At 36.7% G+C, this 21,333-nt stretch carries 15 protein-coding genes; all 15 read left to right on the forward strand.

Annotation, left to right across the window (positions count from 1 at the left end; genetic code table 11):
* The first annotated feature begins 85 nt into the window (after window positions 1-85).
* The 15 genes from IPN70_03655 (at window position 86) to recA (ending at window position 21,301) form a co-directional block, all read left to right on the forward strand.
* Entirely contained in the window at window positions 86-445 is a 360-nt protein-coding gene (locus IPN70_03655; protein ID QQS60959.1) for a hypothetical protein, read from the forward strand.
* 240 nt (window positions 446-685) lie between these two features.
* Window positions 686-976 (forward strand): hypothetical protein, encoded by a 291-nt coding sequence (locus tag IPN70_03660; GenBank protein QQS60960.1) that lies wholly within the window; start codon window positions 686-688, stop codon window positions 974-976.
* Window positions 925-1,551: a nucleotidyl transferase AbiEii/AbiGii toxin family protein gene (locus IPN70_03665; protein QQS60961.1), complete on the forward strand. Its 627-nt coding sequence runs from the start codon at window positions 925-927 to the stop codon at window positions 1,549-1,551. The genes IPN70_03660 and IPN70_03665 overlap by 52 nt, the downstream gene beginning before the upstream one ends.
* A 363-nt stretch (window positions 1,552-1,914) precedes the next feature.
* Window positions 1,915-3,036, forward strand: a complete 1,122-nt coding sequence (locus IPN70_03670; protein ID QQS60962.1) for an ATP-binding protein — start codon at window positions 1,915-1,917, stop codon at window positions 3,034-3,036.
* 80 nt (window positions 3,037-3,116) lie between these two features.
* Entirely contained in the window at window positions 3,117-5,519 is a 2,403-nt protein-coding gene (locus tag IPN70_03675) for a hypothetical protein (GenBank protein ID QQS60963.1), read from the forward strand.
* A complete protein-coding gene (locus IPN70_03680; GenBank protein ID QQS60964.1) occupies window positions 5,506-10,425 on the forward strand; it encodes a fibronectin type III domain-containing protein in 4,920 nt (1,639 codons plus the stop codon). The genes IPN70_03675 and IPN70_03680 overlap by 14 nt, the downstream gene beginning before the upstream one ends.
* 237 nt (window positions 10,426-10,662) lie before the next feature.
* A complete protein-coding gene (locus IPN70_03685; protein ID QQS60965.1) occupies window positions 10,663-11,172 on the forward strand; it encodes a hypothetical protein in 510 nt (169 codons plus the stop codon).
* A gap of 251 nt (window positions 11,173-11,423) precedes the next feature.
* Window positions 11,424-11,810 carry a transcriptional repressor gene (locus IPN70_03690; protein ID QQS60966.1) on the forward strand — a complete coding sequence of 129 codons (387 nt, stop codon included), beginning with the start codon at window positions 11,424-11,426 and terminating at the stop codon, window positions 11,808-11,810.
* 24 nt (window positions 11,811-11,834) lie between these two features.
* Window positions 11,835-12,848, forward strand: a complete 1,014-nt coding sequence (locus IPN70_03695; GenBank protein ID QQS60967.1) for a zinc ABC transporter substrate-binding protein — start codon at window positions 11,835-11,837, stop codon at window positions 12,846-12,848.
* Between the two features lie 49 nt (window positions 12,849-12,897).
* Window positions 12,898-13,692, forward strand: a complete 795-nt coding sequence (locus IPN70_03700; GenBank protein QQS60968.1) for an ABC transporter ATP-binding protein — start codon at window positions 12,898-12,900, stop codon at window positions 13,690-13,692.
* Entirely contained in the window at window positions 13,689-14,510 is an 822-nt protein-coding gene (locus IPN70_03705) for a metal ABC transporter permease (GenBank protein QQS60969.1), read from the forward strand. The genes IPN70_03700 and IPN70_03705 overlap by 4 nt, the downstream gene beginning before the upstream one ends.
* A 54-nt stretch (window positions 14,511-14,564) precedes the next feature.
* The gene (locus IPN70_03710; protein ID QQS60970.1) at window positions 14,565-16,706 is read left to right on the forward strand and encodes a PBP1A family penicillin-binding protein; all 2,142 of its coding nucleotides are present in this window, start codon (window positions 14,565-14,567) and stop codon (window positions 16,704-16,706) included.
* Between the two features lie 30 nt (window positions 16,707-16,736).
* Window positions 16,737-19,178 carry a DNA translocase FtsK 4TM domain-containing protein gene (locus IPN70_03715; GenBank protein ID QQS60971.1) on the forward strand — a complete coding sequence of 814 codons (2,442 nt, stop codon included), beginning with the start codon at window positions 16,737-16,739 and terminating at the stop codon, window positions 19,176-19,178.
* A gap of 26 nt (window positions 19,179-19,204) precedes the next feature.
* Window positions 19,205-20,200 (forward strand): helix-turn-helix domain-containing protein, encoded by a 996-nt coding sequence (locus tag IPN70_03720; protein ID QQS60972.1) that lies wholly within the window; start codon window positions 19,205-19,207, stop codon window positions 20,198-20,200.
* 87 nt (window positions 20,201-20,287) lie between these two features.
* Complete coding sequence (recA, locus tag IPN70_03725; GenBank protein ID QQS60973.1) at window positions 20,288-21,301, forward strand: recombinase RecA; 1,014 nt, start codon at window positions 20,288-20,290, stop codon at window positions 21,299-21,301.
* The last annotated feature ends 32 nt before the right edge of the window (window positions 21,302-21,333 follow it).

The raw sequence follows: 21,333 nt of genomic DNA on the forward strand, positions 1-21,333 counted from the left end.
TTAATCCTTATATATACATGGATCGAGAGAAAATCATTACTCTATTAAAAAATCAACATCGAATGCTACAGCTGATCTTACGAGAGTGCTTGAAATTTTTGATTCAGGAGAGGATGAGAGAATAGGAGATGTTATTTTACATTTGAATACATTTAAAAAAAATTTAGTAGCACATTTGAAATTGGAGGACGAAAAGTTTTATCCAGACTACTTCAATACAAAAGAAGAAAATGAAAGAGCTGTTGAGATGGGCAAACAATTAATCGAAGAAATGAATAATATTGCAAAAGACGTTTTAAATTTTCTGGATACCTATACAAGTGTTGATTCAATTAGAAATGCTAAAGAAGATTTTAGAAAAGAATTTTTAGGCATTATGAGCACACTTAATATGAGAATAGAGACAGAAGAAGAGGATTTATATGATATGTATTTACTTTCTTAAAAATTACTAAGAAACTATCTTTGATGTTTCTCATAAAAAGAGAAAAGTCTTCCGAATCATTTTTACTTTCCTCGTCCCTTTTTTAGAATTTCTTTCTCTCGCATTCAATCTTTCCCCCCGCGAAAGCGGGGGACTAGCCGATTCTTTTTATGCCAGAGTGTAAAGCTTATTAAAGATAAATACATTGTGTATAAAAAAGTATTGCTTGATTTTTGCTTTATTTTTTGATACTATTTCTCTATGAATCCACTGAAAAAAACTTCACTTTTCTGGGATGTAAATTGCCAAGAATTGGATGAAAATATCCATGGTGAATTTATTGTGTCTCGTATACTTTCCTTTGGAAATGAAGAAGATGTTTCTTGGATGATGAAAACATATACAAAAAAACAGCTCGAAGAAATTTTTCAAAAATACGAAAAAGTTCTCGATGAAAAATCGAGAAATTATTGGTTTATTTTCTTTACAGTACATGGCTTATGTATCCCGAAACTATCAATCACCAAACAAAGTGCGTTTTCGAAAAGATAAAAGATATTCCTCTTTTGGAACGTTTTTATCTTGCTGGAGGAACAGCACTTGCTATAGAAATCGGACATCGTATTTCTGTGGATTTAGACTTTTTTTCATTACAGAGATTTGAGAGAGAAAAATTAAAAAAATATCTTTCTCAAAAAGGATCTATGACTCTCGTTTCTGAAGATGAAGGAACACTTCATTGTATTCTAGATGGAGTGAAACTAAGTTTTTTGGAGTATCCTTACAAAATGCTTTTTGAATTCGTGGAATTTTCTGGGATAAAACTTGCAGATGAAAGAGATATTGCTTCGATGAAAATAGACGCTGTTTCTTCTCGAGGAAGTAAAAAAGATTTTATCGATATATATTTTCTCCTCAAAAAATATAAACTTTCCGAAATAATAGGATGCTTTGAGGAGAAATTTAGTGATATACAGTACAATACCATCCATATATACAAAAGCTTAGTTTTTTTCGAAAATGCAGACCTTGAGCCTATGCCAGTTATGATCGTTCCCCTTGATTGGGAAGGGGTGAAAAAATATATTACTCACGAAGTAATGAATATGCAGGAGAAGAGTCTTTAATTCATATATATTTTTTAATGTCTTTTTGAGTGAGTTCTTGTTTTTATTTTTATACTTTTCTTTTCTGTCTTTGTGAGGCTGTACTCAGTCGTGGCAAATCAGTCCGATCCGAGTCATTGCGAGGAGGAGTCTTCGCGTGAAGTGGCAATCCAGAGCTCATTCCTCCCCCTGAGGAAAAGGGGGATTGAGGGGGATTTTCTTTTTCGTTTTTATGAGTGTGGTGAAGCAAACCAGGAATTTCGGATGGACCGCCACGTCGAGGACTCCTCGCGGATATGGAAAGAGGGGAAAAATGGATAATAGTCTTGACTTTTGTCCATTATGCTGTACTATAGTCTATATAAAGTATTAAGCCAAAAGAGTATGTACAGAAGGCAAATAGAGCGTATCAAAAAGGATCTTGAGAAAAAAATGGTTTTTATCGTGGGTCCTCGCCAGGTTGGAAAAACATGGCTTTCCAAAGAAATCGGCAAGAGCTTTGAACATGCAGTTTATCTCAATTATGATCGATCACAAGATCGTCAAATTATACAAAAAGAAATTTGGCCTCAGAAAACCGAACTCTTGATTTTTGATGAACTTCACAAAATGAAAGGATGGAAGACCTATCTTAAAGGTGTTTTTGATACAAAACCCGAACATTTAAAAATTTTAGTCACAGGAAGTGCTCGGCTCAATACATTTCGTAAGGCTGGTGATTCGTTGGTTGGTCGGTTTTTTGTACATCAACTTCTTCCTTTTTCTCTTTCAGAGCTTAAATATGCAAAAGTTTTCTTTGATATAGATCGATTTATTGTGCGGGGTGGTTTTCCAGAACCGTTTTTGGCCGAAAGTGATCAAGATGCTGATCGATGGAGGAATCAATATGCTGATGGTTTGATAAGACAAGATATTTTAGATTTTGAAACCGTTCACAATTTTCGAGCTATACAAATGGTATTGGATTTACTTCGAGAAAAAGTCGGTTCACCTGTTTCATATCGTTCGATTGCTGAAGATGTGCAAATTTCTCCCACGACGGTTAAAAGATACATTGAAATTTTTGAGAGCCTCTCTATTGTTTTTAGAATTACCCCCTATTCAAAAAATATCGCACGCTCGATTTTGAAAGAACCAAAAATATATTTCTTTGATACGGGTATGGTTTCTGGAGATGATGGGGCAATGTTTGAAAATTTTGTAGCATTGAGTTTGTTTAAACATGTTTTGGGAAAAAGTGATGAAACGGGAAAGACATTTGATCTTCGATATCTCCGAACCAAAGAAGGAAAAGAAGTTGACTTTGCTGTGACTGAAAATGGTAAAATTATTGAGATTGTTGAAGCGAAGTTAAAAGATGATGAATTAAATACTACATTGAAATACTTTTTCAAAAAATACGCACTTAAATCAGTCCAAGTGGTCAAAGAAATCAAAAGAGAAAAAACGATTGAGAATATAGAGATAGTATCGGCACGAAACTATCTAAAAGACCTTTATTTATAAAAATAAATTCCTTCTTGTTCCAAAGGTGTTTCTGTGGTACTTTTAAGAGTGTTCTTCTCGATACTTCAAAAAGAAAAAAGATGCATGAAGCAACCATAAAAAGACAATCATTTTTTTCTTTTTCTCTCTCCCTCTTACTCGGATGTCTTGGAGCCTTTTTTTCTTTTTCTTCTCCTACTCATGCTTCCACTGTAACCTGGACAGGAACAACAAGCACTGCTTGGACTACAGTAACGAACTGGAATACAGGAACTGTTCCTACAAGCACAGATGATGTTGTTATAAATTACACAGGAACGAATCAACCTACACTCGATGTAAATGGTGGAACCATTACTATACAATCTCTTACTCTTGGAGGAGGAGCATCAACTTCTACTCTTACTATGAGTAATGGGTATAGACTCGATGATATCAATAGAAAACTTCTTGTTACGGGAAATGTTACGATTCTTGATAAAGGATATCTTACGCATACAGCAAACGGATCAGCGGAAACGCATAGACTTCTCATGAGTGTCGGAGGGAATCTCGATGTTCAAACTGGAGGACAGATTAATGTAGATGGGAAGGGGTATGCGGATGGATCAACTCCAAGCGGATCAAGAACGAGTGGTGTTGCAGGTGGAACTTATGGGGGAGTCGGGAGTAGTAGTGTTGTTGCAACATATGGTTCCATTAATCATCCTGTTAATATTGGAGGTGCTGGTTATTATAATAATGGAGGGATCGGTGGGGGATCGGTGGTTATATTCACAATTGGGAATATAATTATAAATGGAAAAGTGACATCAAAAGGAATAACTGCTGGAGGTGCTGGTGGCTCAGTAAATATCTTAGGAGATTTCTTTTCTGGTTCCGGATCTGTTGAAGTAAATGGCTCATCTCTTGCTGGATATAATGGTGGTGGCGGTCGCATTGCCGTAAAACTCACCTCCGGAAATGATTTTGGATTCGTCACGATGCAAGCGTATGGAGCCCCCGGAGCTGGCGCTGGAACCGTCTACACCGAGACTGCAAGTCAAGGATCCGGAAATGGAACGGTGATTATTGATAATAATAATGTTTCTTCTTCTGTATTTACCGCTATTCCTTCTACCCAAACTTGGACTATTAAAAATCTAATTGTAAAAAACAAAGGAAAAATCAGCGTTCCTACCGGGACCACTCTCATACTTGATAATCCCGATTCTGTAACCGGACTTTCTGGAGTCTCCGCAATAGAAAGTGGTATCGCTCTTCGAGGAGGAATTTTTGATCTTCCTCAGGGGTCTCTTACTATTGAAAACTGGGCGCTTATTGCAGATCTTCCTCATACGCTCAATGGAGATATTACGGTAAAATCCGGAGGGTATATGACGCATAGCGCTAACACGAATACGGAAGCATACAAAATGAACCTTACAATTAATGGTAATCTCGATGTTCAAACCGGAGGACAGATTAATGTAGATAGGAAAGGGTATGGAACAGGATATGGACCAGGATATTGTGGTGAAAGGGGTGCTTATGGAGGACAAAGTGAAAATGTAAGCTGTCTAACATACGGATCTATAATGAATCCTATAAATTTAGGATCTGATAGTGGAGGAGGTGCTGTTATTTTGAATATTTTTGGAGTAACTACCTTAAATGGTACTATTTCATCTAGTAGTTTTGATGCTTATAGAGGGTCTGGAGGAGGTGTAAATATTATCACTCATATTCTTAATGGATCAGGTTCAATTAAGACAACTGCAATGTCTCGTTCTGGTGGTGGACGAATTGCGGTAAAACTTACTTCCGGAAATGACTTCGGATCCGTTGTTATGCAAGCGTATGGTGCAGCTGCCGGCACCATCTACACCGAAACCGCAAGTCAGGGCACGGGAAACGGAGCAGTAACGATTGATAATAACAATCAAACTTCTTCCGTTTTCACTGCTATCCCCTCCACTCAAACATGGACCATTAAAAATCTAGTCGTAAAAAATAGAGGAAAAATCAGCGTTCCTACCGGGACCACTCTCATACTTGATAATCCCGATTCTGTAACCGGACTTTCTGGAGTCTCCGCAATAGAAAGTGGTATCGCTCTTCGAGGAGGAATTTTTGATCTTCCTCAGGGGTCTCTTACTATTGAAAACTGGGCGCTTATTGCAGATCTTCCTCATACGCTCAATGGAGATATTACGGTAAAATCCGGAGGGTATATGACGCATAGCGCTAACACGAATACGGAAGCATACAAAATGAACCTTACAATTAATGGTAATCTCGATGTTCAAATTGGAGGAAAGATTAATGTGGATGGGAGGGGATATGGGGCGGGGTATGGACCGGGAATTTGTAAATACAATAATACTTTTACTGCTTCATATGGAGGAAATAATATAGTGGATTGTGGCGGATTTGTTTACGGATCTCTTTATAATCCAGTTAATTTAGGAACTGGAGGGAATAATAATTCAGGGGGGGGGATCTATTGTTTTGAATGTTGCTGAATCAGTAATTATTTCTGGCTCAGTAACAGCAAATTCTGGATCTTCAAGTAATACAGGCACAGGAGGATCTATTAATATAATTACTGGAAGCATAAGTGGTTCAGGATCTTTAAAGGCAAATATGATTTCTAATGCTGGCGGAAGCAGTGGTGGTCGCATCGCCGTTAAACTTACTTCAGGAAATGATTTTGGGTCGATTGTAATGCAGGTATTTGGAGGACCCTCAGGATGTGGAGCTTTTCCTTGTGGAACCGCAGCAGCCGGCACTATCTACACTGAAACTGCCTCTCAAGGCCCCAACAATGGCACCCTCACCATAGACAATAACAATCAAACAGCTACCGTCCAAACCCTCATCCCCCAAGACAACTTCACCAACAACTCCCTCTCCCTTGGAAACATCATTGTAAAAAACAAAGGACTTCTTGCCATTCCTACAGGAACCACTCTTAACACTACAGGAGACATAACCATAGGAACTCTTAACTCTTCTACTGACACCTCACACATAGTAGCCAATGGAACAGGAACTCTCATTTCTACCAATCTCACTATTCATGGAGTAAGTGGTACAGGAGCATCCATAAACACCAACACGAAAGGTTACACTCCTACTCTTGGAACAGGAGCAGGAACAACAGGCTCTCTTGGATATGGATCAGGAGGAACATATGGAGGAAGAGGAGGAAATAGTAGTGATGGAGCAACTTCCCCTAACACCTATGGAAATGACTTTGTTCCCGAAGATCTTGGAAGTGGAGGAGGAAAGTCTACAGGAGGAACAGGAGGAGGAGATATACGAATCAGAACGAATAACAATCTCAACCTCTATGGAACCATATCCAGTAACGGTAGCGCTGGACTCACCAATGGTGGAGGAGGATCAGGAGGATCTATAAACATACTCTATGCAAAAAACTTCACCATAAACGGTGGAAAGCTTCAAGCCAATGGTGGGGCGGGACAAGGTGGTGGAGGAGGAGGGGGAGGAGGAAGAATCGCCTATGCCTATGAAAACAAAACATTTACCAATCAAACGATTCAAACACTCGGAGGAACAAAAGGAGCTACCGCACCTGCAACTGATGGAAGCGCAGGTTCACTTAAATCTGGATACCTTGCTGGTTCTCTTATCTCTTCAGCATTTGATTCCAGTAGTGATGCTAATGTCATGGGAACAATAGAATGGAAAGAAAATGAAATACTCCCAACAGGTTCTTCAGTAACTCTTTCTCTCAAAACTGCAGGAACGAAAGGAAATCTTTCTTCTTCCCCCTGGATACAAATAGCACAATCTACTCCCTCTTCTCTTACTACACATTGTACAAAAAACAATACAACGGTAAGTTGCACAGCCAGTGCTATCCCTCAAGATATGAAAGATATCTTTGAAGATCGCTTCTTTCAATACAAAGTAGATCTTTCTTCTCCTGACCTTCTTTCTCAACCTCAAGTCGATGATGTAAAAGTAGGCTATGTTGTGAATGCTTTCCCTATGATTCAAAATGTAACCACTACTCCCAATACTGATAAAACAGTAACTATCACGTACGAAACAAAAGATGAAGATACCAATACCGGAACCAATACTCCAGGAATAGTTACTCCGAGCTTTGAATACTACAATGGAAGTAGTTGGATCAATATCGCTTCCAATACTCTAGCTCCCGAAGATATACAAAACAAAACAGTGAATCAAGATACGTACACAACACACAGTGCTACCTGGACTCCTTCTCTCGTAAGTGAATCTTTCTATCTTACCAATGCAAAAATCCGTGTAACCGTAAGTGACAATGAAGGAGCGAATAATATCGCACGAGCTGAATCAAATACCTTTACCCTCGATACAAAAACTCCCACCAATCCCTCCCTCCTTGTTGATGCTTCCACTCAAGACCTCACCATTCCCTCCACCACATCTGTTCTTACTCTTGGAGTCAGTGATGACTCTCCAACACAGATGAAGATTTCTCTTGACGAAAACCTTACCAACTCTCCTTGGGAACCTTTTAATGCAACGGTAACAATAAAACTCGAAACTGATCCCGACATTGTCTATACTCGCTTCAAAGATCAATACGGGAATGAAACACAAACCATACACACAACTACTCCAGAAACTCCTACACGAGTCATTTCTCAAGATACGAGTAATATGCTTCTTACCCCTCCAGAATACCGAGCCTTCGTAGGATTCAAAACAATAGAAGAACCTCCAACAGGATTCGGAAACTACAAACTCTATAGAAGTGATGACGCTACTACCTATACGCTTCAAAATATCATAACCTCAAGAACAACAAACTTCCTTACTGATGCTACCCCACAACCAGACATTCTCTACACCTACAAAGCAAAGACAACAGACACACCAGGAAATGTTTCTTTCTTCTCACAAACCGTTACGATGAAAGCAAATGGTATTCAAGACTTCGGAGAAGGTGGAGGAGGATCAGATCAAACCCCTCCTGTTCTACAAAACGTAACCGTAGAATCTAAAGACACCACAACCGTAACTATCACATGGGAAACAGATGAACTCTCTGACTCTCGTGTAGAATATGCAACCACTCCCAACACCTATACCAAACAAACAGGAGTCTCTACCTATGCTGACACCCAAGCACAATCAGGACTTCATAGAGTCACTCTTACCAACCTCACACCAAACACTCCCTACTTCTTTAGAGTTGCCTCTACTGATCCTCAAGGCAATACCGGAGTCAATGACAATAATGGCAATGGATATGAAGTCACAACGAATCCTGGACCTTCTATCAGTGGTGTAGCGGTATCAAGTGCTTCTAACACACAAGCAACCATATTCTGGAATACGAATGTCCCTGCAGACTCTGTACTCCATTACAGTGAAAACAAGAATGGATCTCTTATCGATCCTATCACTCTCTCCGGATCAAGTGTTCTTACAAAAAATCATCAAGTAACCTTAGATGCTCTTACTCAAGGAACCACCTACTATTTCTACGTTACCTCCACCGACTCACAAGGAAACATTGCCAATGACAATAATGGAGGAAACTATTTTCAATTCTCTACAACACTCGACGAAACACCTCCTACCATAACGAATCTTCAAACATCTCTTATCTCAAATGACAAAGCAGTTATTACAGCAAACACAGATGAAGAAGCATCCTTCCTCCTTCAGTACAGAAAAAAAGGAAGCCTTACCTTCACACAAACAGAACAAGGAACAACATACGATAGATCTCACTACAGGGTACTCGATACTCTTACTCCTGATACAGAGTATGAATATCAAGTGAGTGTTAAAGATATCAATCAAAACGAATCACAGAGTGATATACAAACAATGAAAACAACCTTAGATCCAGAATACAATCATGCACCTCTTTCAAAGATTCATACTATCAGTGATCCTCCTAAAGTACTCACTGATCAAAAAGCAGTCATAACCTTCCAGACGGATCAAGCAGCAAACTGCATCCTTGAATATGGAACCCAATCAAGAAACTACCAAGAAGTTCCTCAAACAGAAGCGACAGGAATCTATGACACACTCCATTCCCTGCATCTTGGAGGACTCATCTTTAACACAACCTACTTCTACAAACTTCTTTGTGAAGATAATCTTGGAACCCTCATAGAGAGTGAAGAAAAAAGCTTCACAACAAAACTCAAACAAGTAGACAGTGGAAGTGAACAAGCAGAATCTACTCCTCCCTCTATCTCAGGAGTCAAAGTCAAAGACATTACAGGAGAGAGTGCAGTGGTGAGTTGGGAGACGGATGAAGTTTCTGATAGTAGAGTAAAATATGGTACGACAAAAGACCTTGAATATGCCACAATTGATAGTATTACAGGTTTCGACCCCACCAAATACACCACCTCCCACTCCGTAACTCTTCGAGGTCTCATCCCATCTACTAAATACTTCTTCTCCACAGGATCTTCCGACACCGCCGGAAACATAGGCACCTCCTCCCAACAAACCTTCCAAACGCAATCTCCTTCTTCCATCTCTTCCATTAAAGCTTCTTCCAAACAAATAGGGGAAACAACTATCACATGGAAAACTTCCACTCCCACTACCTCTATTGTTGAATATGGAAACACAGAAAACTATGGACAAACAAGAAAAAGTGAAGAACTCAAAAAAGATCATGAAATTATCATAAACAATCTTTTAGAAAACTCTACCTACCACTTCCGAGTAAAAGGAGAAGATGAATCAAAAAATCTCTTCTCTTCTTCCGACTCTACCTTTGAACCAAAGTCTCCACCACAAATCAAAGAAATCAAGATAGAAGTTCTTTCAGACAGAGAAGCAAAAGTAAACTTCCTTACTGATACTCTTACCGACTCTCTTGTAACCTACAAAAACAAAAACAAAGAAGAAGATCAAAAGAGTGAAGGAAATCCCTCCCTCCTCCAAACTCACTCCCTCACCCTCAAAGAACTCACTCCTGGAGAAAACTACGTTCTTACTGTACGAGTCAGAGATGATATGGGAAATGAAACTCTCTCTGATGAGATAGAATTCACTATGCAAAAAGATGAAACTTCTCCTACAGTAGAAAGAGTCTCTACCGACTCCGCTCTTTCACAAAACGGAAAAGTACAAATGATTATTAACTGGCAAACAGATGAAGATGCTTCTTCCTCCCTCATCTACAAAGAAGGAAGAGCAGGAGAAGAAAAAACAGTGAATGTAAGTTCTTCCCCAACAAAGAATCACATCATTGTACTCACCTCTTGGAAACCAGGAACTCTCTACTCTTACAAAGTCATAGTAAAAGATCTGAGTGGGAATGAAACCATAACCAAAGACTACATCACCCTTACACCACAAACAAAAGAATCTGTTGTAGAACTCATCATAAAGAACTTCAAAGAAATCTTTGCTTGGACGGGAGGGTAGGAGGGGAGATTTATAAGGAAGAGGGATCTTTTGACTCATACGGTCGAAAAGAGAGAGGAAAATTTATTTATCTTGATTTTTAGCAAGGTATATTTCTTAAGGGGACGAAGAGAATTTTTCTCGATTGTACACCACATACTCTTGACAAAAATAAAAAATATCAGTAAATTTTGTTTTACTTGAAGAGAAAATTTCAAGGTATTTTTCAGTTCTTTCCTAAAATAGAGAGGTTGTTCTATGAGTGTATTATCTGAGATTCGGAGAATTCTCTGCGAGAATCAAAATGTGATTCTCGTCGATGAAAAAGAGCAAGTAAATATAGGTGGAGAATACAGGCGAGGAAAGGATCATATTATAGACATGTTCATCGCTCCCAATAAAAGTGGGACATTATATGATCCAGACTCACTGCAAAAGTTGTTAAATTCTTTCGACTTTGGTTATGAAGCGTTCCAAACGAACCCTTTTTTAATTGAAGATGGAAGAATGGAACTAGGTTCTCTTTTTTTTGAGGAGAAAGTTGGGAAAGTTTCCATTACAACGCAGATAACTATCTTTGATGAAGAGTTATCAAAAAGTAGTCTATCTGGAAATGTAAAGGAGAAAACGACTTGTCGAGATATGTATAGACATATACATGTGAGGTTATTCCCCAATATAGAAATTGCTCAGATGGCAATTTTTGAGGGAGGTTTCATGTCTCGTATCACTCTTCGAGAACTTGAAAATTATAAAAAGAAAAAATAAAAGGATTCTATTTATTTTCCGTCGATACCTATGTATATCGACGGTTTTTTATTTTCAAATGTATGAATAGAAAAGAGAATAAAAGATAAAATTTTATTCAAAGAGAAAAATACTCCATGAAGAGATATTTCCAAATAAAATTTTTATAGAAATTTGACATTTATTTCGAGACTGTATACTATAAATGCAAATGATTTGCATTTATTATGAAAAAAGACACGAGCCATTTCCAACAAAAGGGAAAAAAAAGAATGACGAAGGTCAGAAAAGCTCTTTTGTCTTTGTTTGAAGTCCAGGACAAACCTTTTTCAGCAGAAGAAGTTGCTCAATATTTGAAGAGTTTAAATATAGTCTTTGATCTTACTACGGTATACCGACAATTACAGTCATTTAAAGAGGAGGGTTTTCTTGAATATTGCGATATTCCCGGTCAAACCAGATTTTATGAAGTAAAAAATCAACATCATCATCACTTTGTTTGTGAACAATGTGAAGAAAAAGAATGTTTTGAAGAAGATTTTATGAAAGAGGCTTTACAAAAAGCAATATTTTTTTTGGAGTCTTGTGGATTAAAGGTTCGATCTCATTCATTTTCGTTTTCAGGTTTATGTAAAAAATGTCAGATGTATAAAAAATAATGTATAAAAGGAAATATAGTCTTTATGAATAAGAAAAATCAATTTATTGTAGGGTTTGGTTTTTTAGGAATTTTTTTTATCCTCGGATCTCTTTTTCTTTTTCTAAAAAAAGATACTCAGGAAATAATGCCTGTTTCAGAAGAATTTGAGAAAAAAGAAAAGCTTCAAATAATTGCGAGTTTTTATCCAATAGCTTTTATGGCAGAAGAAATTGGGGGAGATCGTATAAACGTTATTAATATTGCGGAAGCTAAAGATGTGCATTCGTATCAACCAACTCCCGGAGATATTGCAAAAATGTTTGATTCAAACCTTGTTATTTTTCAGGGAAAAGGGCTTGAATTATGGACGGAAGATTTGCCTGTGCAATTGGAAGATAAGGGCGTAAAAACACTTTCTCTTTTTGACCAAATGGATTCGGTGGAAAGTATTTCTCAAGAAATTATAAAGGTCGACGATGAAGATCATTCATCACATTCAGATGAAAAAGAGGCATCTCTCGAAGAAGAACATAATCATGGGTCTTTTGATCCTCATATGTGGCTTGATCCAGTGCTTGCACAAAATATGATAGATTTCATAGAAAAGAAATTTTCAGAAATAGACAGTGAATACGCATCTTCTTATAAGAAAAACGCAGAAAATCTAAAAAATCGTTTTAAAGAAGTGGATAGAAAATATGCAGAAACTCTTGATGTATGTCAACGAAATGAGGTGATTGTTTCTCATGATGCATTTAGATACATTGCTCGTCGTTATGGGTTTACTACACATGCTATAGCTGGACTTTCGACTATGGATGAACCATCTGCTAAGATTCTTACTGAATTAAAGGAGGAAGCTCGTGAGGGAATTACCCATATTCTTGTAGAAGAGGGAGGTTTGAAACGTTTTTCCGAAACTCTCTCTTTAGAGACGGGTCTTTCCATGTTAGAAATTAATCCTCTTGGACGAGGTCCTCTTGACGAAAATAAAGATTTTTTCGATGTACTTGATTCAAATTTATATTCATTTTCTCAAGCGCTTGGATGTAATTGAAATATTGTTTGTGTAGTTTCCGGTGTTTTAAAAGTAAGAGAATGTTTCTATGAAAGAGATGTCTACAAAAGATATTGTGCATTGTGAACATATAACTGTGAAACGGGGAGATTTTTTGGCATTGGATGATGTCTCTTTCCGTATTCAATATGGTGAATATGTTGGAATTGTTGGTCCAAATGGGGCAGGGAAAACCACACTCCTTTTAGCTATTCTTGGTATTATTTCCCCAAATAAAGGTTTTATTTCATTAGCACCTGATGTGCGCATTGGATATGTTCCCCAGAAATATTTTCCCAATAATACATTTCCTGTTTCTGTCTCAGAAATAGTAGCTATGGGATTTGGACAGAAAAGTTTTCTTTTTTGGAAGAAAAAGGAGAAAGAGGAAAAAATAAAAAATGTACTGGAATCAGTAGGTCTTTCTGCTTCCTTTATGCAAAGAAATTTTAATGATCTTTCTGGTGGTCAAAAGCAAAGAGTTATTATTGCACGAGCACTTGTTCATGAACCCAACCTTCTTCTCTTCGATGAACCTACAAGTGGAGTTGATCATATAAATCGAATTCGGATGTATGAATTATTAGCAGAATTGAATAAGCAAAAAGGCATAACTATTCTTTTTGTTTCTCACGAAATAGAGCATGTAGTAAAAATGTGTAAGAGGATTCTTTGTTTGGATCGACATCTTCATGAAGGATGCACTCCTATGGAGTTTCTTGAATTAGGTTCAGAAAAAACAAAAGAAGTTGTTCTTAAAAGTATTACCCCCATTCATCACACTATTCAAACCGAAAAAAATGAGAAGCATACATTGTCCGCACATAAAGAAAATTTACTATGACATTTTTTGATATTATAATGTTAGATTTTGCACAAAGAGCCTTTTTTATTGGTATTCTAGCTGCTTTTATTTCAGGAATTCTTGGAACCTATGTGGTTGCGGGTCGGTATGCCATTTTTTCTGATATGCTGGCACATACCTCATTGGCTGGTGTAGGAATAGGAATACTTTTTGGCTTTTCTCCTTCTTTAGGTGGTCTTGGTATTGCTTTATTGAGCGCTTTCGTTTTGTGGTTTTTTATGAGAGATAAACAGTACACGTCCGATGCTGTAACTATGGTTTTACTTTCTGGTGGTTTGGCTTTAGCTCTCGTCCTTTCTCATTTTGCAAAAAATAATACCATTTCATTGGAAACATTTCTCTTTGGAAGTGTTCTTACTGTTCGTCCTGAGGAAGTCTGGTATTTTTTGGGAGCTTCAGTATGTATCGGAACCTTTTTGCTCTTTTTTGGATCAAAACTTAAAACTATTGTGCTTGATCCTTCGTATGCAAAAAGCGAATCTCGAATTTCGACTTCTCTTATTGAATTGTTTTTCTTTTTGAGCGTAGCTATTTTTGTAGGTTTTTCTCTTAAGATTATCGGAGGACTTCTTATTGGTGCTCTTTTGGTTATTGCTGTTGTTACAGCACAATCGTTTTGTAAAAGTTTTTTCTCAGTTCTTCTTTGGAGTGTTTTTTTTAATGTTCTTGCTGTGATTATAGGAATTTTCCTTTCTTTTTATTTGGATATTCCTACGGGACCCTCTATAGTTCTTTTTCTTATATTTCAATGGATTTTTGTGGGAATTCTTCGTTTGGGGATATTACGTTTTTCTTGAGTCTAGTGTTGTTTTCTCTTGCGTCTTCTTTTTATTGTGTTAGAGTTCTTATATATGGAAAGAATAAGAATATTCGGGAAAAATTTTTTTAAGAAATGCGGTGTATTTTTACGTGAATTTGCCGTTGTTTTGATTTTTGTTTTGATTTTTTCTGGAGTAGGTGTTGTGGGAGGTGTTGTATATTTATATAAATATGAAATTCCTGATTTAGAACAATTAGGATCTGACTCACTTTCTCAAACAACAATAATTTATGACCGTACAGGACAACATATTCTTTATGAACTGTATGGCGAAGAAAATCGAAAGATTATTCCTCATGAAAAAATTCCTGATGTTTTTCGTAACGCAACTTTGATTACGGAAGATGCTCAATTTTATAAACATTTTGGAATAGATATTTTTGCAGTTTTTCGAGCTTTTCGAGTAAATATGCAAAGCGGATCCATACAAGAAGGGGGTTCGACTATTACAATGCAATTAGCAAGAAATTTATACTTGAATAGGAAGCAAACACTAGAAAGAAAAATAACAGAAGCTTTTATTGCTGTGAAACTCGAACAATTATATTCGAAAGATGAGCTTCTGGATTGGTATCTAAATACAGTTCCTTATGGAAATAATGCTTATGGTATTCAGTCTGCAGCAAAGACATTTTTTAATAAAGATGCTCAGGATATAACACCAGATGAGGCAGCTCTTCTTGCTGCGCTTCCGAAGGCAACGACTTACTATTCTCCTTATGGAAATAACACTAATGAATTAATTCAACAACAAAAAAAGATTTTGGAAAAAATGTTTCTTGCAAATATGCTTTCTGAATCACAGTACCGTGAAGCTCTTGGAAGAAATACTTTACAATATCTTGTTTCTCCAAAAAAAGCCATTGTTGCGCCTCATTTTGTTTTTTATGTTATTTCAGAATTAGAAAAATTATACGGAGAAGAAGCTCTTCGAGCAGGAGGTTTTCATGTGTATACTACTTTAGATTTAGATATGCAGAAAAAAGCAGAAGAAGTTGTTTCTGCAGGAGCCTTCTCAAATATATATTCTCACGGAGCTGAAAATTCTTCACTTGTAGCAATTGATCCAAAAAATGGAAACGTTCTGGCTATGGTAGGAAGTCGAGATTATTATGATAAAACTATCGATGGCGAAGTGAATGTTGCAACAAGATTGAGACAGCCAGGATCTACTTTTAAGCCTATAGCATATGCAAAAGCCTTAGAGTTGGGCTTGGAGCCAGAATCTCTTATTTATGATGTGCCAACAAGTTTCGGTCCTGATGGAACGGGAGGAGAATATATTCCCCAAAATTACAGTGGAAAATTTTTTGGTTTAGTGACGTTCAAAGATGCTTTGGCCATGTCACTCAATATCCCTGCTGTTAAAATTCTTTATATTGCAGGTCTGGAAAATACATTAGAATTTGCAAAACGACTCGGTATAACAAGTCTTACTGATAAAAATCGATATGGATTATCTCTTGTTCTTGGAGGAGGAGAGGTTTCATTATTGGAATTAACGGGGGCTTTTAGTGTTTTTGCTCATGATGGTATAAAAGGAGATGTCTCTGGCATACTTCGTATAACGGGACCAACGGGGAATGAAATTGATCGTTTTGAAAGTCAGGGAGAGCGAGTTATGGATGCTCAAGTAGCAAGAAAAATAAACGCTATGTTAAGTGATAATTCGGCAAGAGCTCCTGTCTTTGGATCGAATAGTTCTTTGGTTATACCAAATGCTTCTGTAGCGATAAAGACGGGAACGACTCAAGAATATCGAGATGGTTGGGCTGTGGGATATACCCCAGATATTACTATAGGCGTATGGTCTGGAAATAATGATAATCGACCTATGACATCAGGATCAGCTGGAGTTTTTGTTTCAGCGCCTATCTGGAATACATATATGTCATATGCGTTGGAAAGAATTGGGAAAAAAAGCAGTTTTATTCCTCCAGAAAAAGGTATAAATAAAAATAAAGTTCCTATGGTTGGGGGGTACGCTTCGACTGAAAAAAAGAACAAAAGAAGCTTACTTTATTATATGGCCGAACAAAATTATCCCGGCGCTCCTTTGTATGATAAAGCAATGATCGCTAGATGGGATTCGGCAATAAAAAATCATTCTGACGATGACGATGATGACGATGACGATGATGATGACAAAAAAAAGAAAAAGAAGAAAAATTAGCAATTATGTGATATAGTATATTTATATTTTATGGAAAAGGATAAAAAAATAAAAGAAAAAGAAAAAAGCGAGAAGGAGGATAAAAAGAATTCTTCTGTGGAGTGGTTTCGATTTTTTGGCTCAACAAGAGAAATTCGAAGAAGTGTCGCTGCTTTGTTTACTTTTGCTTTTTTTATATTTTTTACTTTTTCTTTCTTTTCAAGTGCTGGAATTTTAGGAGAATATGCAAATTCTTTCTCTGGTATGATTTTTGGCTGGGGAAAATGGATTTTTCCTATTCTACTTCTTGCAGTAACATGGTTTCTTTTGCAAGGAGGTGCGCATCTTTATTATGTAAGTATTTTTTCTCTCGTTATTTGTTTTTTGGCACTTTTGGGAATATTTCATCTTTTTGTGGAGCCTTCTGAAATTTCTCAAGCTGTATTTGAGGGACGGGCTGGTGGATATATAGGCTATATAATAGTATCAGCGATGATTCCTCTTTTGGGTTTTTTTGTTTCTTCTATTTTTCTTTTTATTTTCTTTTTTTCGGGAATGCTTATAGCATTTGGAGTCTCTTTATTTCCTTTCATACCGAAGCTAAAAAGTAAGAAAGGGGAAGGCGAAGGGGATGTGAATGAGGGGCTTGATGGAGGAATAGAGAAGCTAAATGATTTAGAAAATAGTGAGAATACTATACACGGGGATGAATTTTCGGATAATTTTGAATATAAAGAAAAGGACTCATTGATAGAGATATCGCATCCTCAAGTTACGAATGTCCAATTTGAAAAAGATCATTTTATAACAGATATTGAATTTCAGAATAAAAATAATAGAGAACAAAAAAACATCGAGGAAGATAAAGAATATGAGAGTGGGAAAATTGGAAAATTCTTCTTCGAGGAAGAAATAGAGAAAAAGAAAAAATCTAAGAAAAAGAAATTTATTAAATGGACCCTTCCTCCATTGAGTCTTCTTTCCAAATCAAGTGAAACTGCAGATTCTGGAGATGCAAAAAAGAAAAAGAAAATTGTTGTCGAAACTTTAGCTCATTTTGGGATAGCAGTGGTTCCTGTGGAAGAGCGTGTTGGGCCAACGGTTACACAATATCGATTTCGTCCTGCTGCAGGAGTTAAATTAGAAAAAATTCTTGGTTTAACGAATAATCTCACACTTGCTCTTAAGGCACATTCAATTCGATTAGAAGCTCCTATTCCGGGAGAGGATCTTATTGGTATAGAAGTTCCTAATGAACGAATTGCCAAAGTTTCTCTTTTTGAAGTTTTGAAAAGTCCACAATTTCAAGAACTTATTGAAAAAAAGAAACTTCCTGTAGCTCTTGGAAAAGATGTTTCCGGAAAAGTCGTATTCGGAACTTTGACATCTATGCCACATTTATTGATTGCAGGAACTACTGGATCAGGAAAAAGTGTTTGCATAAATTCTCTCATTCTTTCTCTTTTATTTGCTTATGGGCCTAAAGAGCTCCGTCTTATTTTAGTGGATCCTAAACAAGTTGAACTTTCTCAATATAGTAACCTTCCTTTATTAAAGGGTTGTGTCATTATTGATATGAAAAAGGCTGTAGGAGCTCTTAGCTGGGCAATAATTGAAATGGAAGATCGATACTCTTTATTAACAAAACAGGGAGTAAGAGACATTCTTTCTTATAATGAGAAAATTCGAACACATCAATATGAAGAAGGGGAAGAAGAATTGAAACCACTCCCTTTCATTGTTATTGTTCTGGAAGAATTTTCTGATCTTATGATGACGAACAAAAAGGACGTCGAGGCTGTTGTTGCTCGTTTAGCTCAAAAATCAAGAGCTGTGGGCATACATCTTATTCTTTGTATGCAACGTCCAAGTGTTGAAACGGTTACAGGTCTTATAAAAACGAATATTTCAACAAGAATTTCTTTTAAAGTAGCTTCACAAATTGATTCTCGAACTATTCTTGATCAAGCAGGAGCAGAAAAACTTCTGGGAAATGGTGATATGCTTTTCAAAATATCAGAAGATCCTAAACCTCGACGTATTCAGGGTGTTTATGTATCGACCGAAGAAGTACAAGCTGTCGTTGAATTTATTATTCAAAATAATAAAAAGTATCAAGAGAATGAAATAAGTGAGTCTATTGAAGAATTTGAAAATCAAAATGAAAATGAAAATACTAAACTCATAGAAAAAAAGGTAGGAACTCAAAATGAAGATGATATGGACTTTGAACGATACGGCAAAGAGCGTGAAAGAGATAGCCTTTTTGAAGAAGCGAAAAATCTTGTTATTTCTGGAGGAGAAGCCTCCGCATCACTTTTACAACGACAATTAAGTGTTGGCTATAACCGTGCGGCAAAACTTCTTGATGCTTTGGAAGAAGAGGGTATAATTGGGCCAAAGAATGGCGCAAAAGGACGCGTTGTCCTTGTTGATTCGAAAATTTCTGAAGTTGTTTTGGATGAAGAAAATAAGCGAGATATTGTCGATTAAGTTTTTTCTGTGCTAGTATTCGTTACATGGTACCGAAAGTTGGTTTTATACGAAAGAAAGTCCGCTCTCTGACTCTGGGAGAGAGAATTATAAAAACTCGAAATGAGCGAGGTTTGAGTTTGGTAGAAATTTCAAAACACACAGGAATACGAACAAAGTATTTGGAGGCTATTGAAAAAGGAGATATGAATGCTTTACCCGCCCCTGTGTATGTACATGGTTTTTTGCGTTCTTATGCGCGATATCTTGGCGAAGATGAAGAGAGATTTATCGTTTTGTTTGATAGAGAAAGAGGAATAGCAAAAAATCTTTCTTTAAAAGATAATGATGAGGAGCAATCAAGAAATCTTTGGAGCTCTCCAAAACCTTTAGTATCTCATGCTATTACGCCGAGTTTTTTAATTTCTTTTCTTTTTCTCTTTCTTTTTCTTGGGGGGCTTTGGTATATTTACTCTGGACTTTCTAAATTCGTTTCTGAACCTCAGATTTTCATAGCATCTCCAGAAGGGGGCTCTATAATAAAAGGATCCTCGGTTTTACTAGAAGGAAAAACAGATGTTAATGCTGAACTTTATGTAAATGATCGAAAAGTATTAGTCGATGAATCGGGGAATTTTTCTGAACGTATAGAAATTCGAAAGGGAACAAACACATTAGTCCTTCGATCAAAAAATGCATTTGAAAAAGAAATAGAAAAAACAGTGACAGTTATAGGTGAATGGGAGGATGTTGTTGAAAAAATTTCTGAAAACGAAAAACAATTATTACCTTTTTTTCTTGAAAATCGATCAAATATCTCAGTGAAGATTCAAATATCTATTGACTCTGGAACTATTCAGGAATTCACTCTTCAGAAAAAAGAAAAGAAAGAATTTTTTGGGAATGAAAAAGCTGTAATTTCATCTGATATTGGAAAAGATGTATATATTCAGTTTGGGGATGAAACAGCGAGTAGTTTGGATTCCTCTCCAGGTAAGATTTCTGAAAAAGAAATAATTTTTTCAAAGATGAAGGAAGAATAGCAAAAGTGTGTTAGTATTGCGTATACTATGTATAATAGATATGATTCATAAGAAATTAATTTCTATAAAGTCTAAGAAAAGAACAGTATGGTTAAGAAAAAGGAAAAATCAGCAGAAGATCAAAAAAATACTCTCGGAGCAGTTGTAAATGAAATTCGAGAACGATTCGGGGAGGGTATTATTATGAAATTGGGCGATGTAAAAAAGGTTGATGTAGAGGCAATACCAACAGGATCTGTATCTTTGGATATGGCATTGGGAATAGGAGGTATTCCTCGAGGAAGAGTGATTGAAATTTATGGGCCAGAATCTTCTGGAAAAACAACATTAGCGCTTCATATTATTGCTAACTCTCAGAAAAAAGGAGGAACCGCTGCTTTTGTGGATGCTGAACATGCACTTGATCCTGAATATGCTAAAAAGATAGGTGTCGATGTTGATAATATTCTTATTTCTCAACCTGATGCAGGGGAACAAGCTCTTGATATTGTGGAAACATTAGTGCGAAGTGGTGTTGTCGACGTTATCGTTATCGATTCCGTGGCGGCACTTGTTCCTCGAGCTGAAATTGAGGGGGAGATGGGTGATCAACATGTTGGACGTCAGGCTCGTCTTATGTCTCAAGCTCTTCGCAAACTTACACCTATCGTTTCTCGGGCAAATACAACTGTTATATTCATCAATCAAATCCGTATGAAGATCGGAGTGATGTTTGGTAACCCCGAAACAACAACAGGAGGACAGGCATTAAAATTTTATTCTTCTGTTCGATTGGAAGTTCGAAAAGCAGCTCAGATAAAGAAAAATGATGAAGTGGTAGGAAATCGTGTTAAAGTAAAAGTGGTAAAAAATAAAGTAGCACCACCATTTCGAACGGCTGAATTTGATATTATGTATAATGAAGGAATTTCTCTTTCAGGAGATCTTATAGATACTGGATCTGAACGTGGAGTTGTAAAGAAATCTGGAAATTCTTATTCGTATGGAGAGATAAAATTAGGAACTGGAAGAGAGAAGGCAAAACAATTTCTTCGAGAAAATCTTGATATTTTAGAAGAAATAAAGACTAAAATTATGGAAACAACGAGTAGTAATGTATAATATTTAGAATAAAAATCATTTTATCTTAATTC

This window comes from Candidatus Moraniibacteriota bacterium, assembly GCA_016699795.1.
GTDB lineage: Bacteria > Patescibacteriota > Minisyncoccia > Moranbacterales.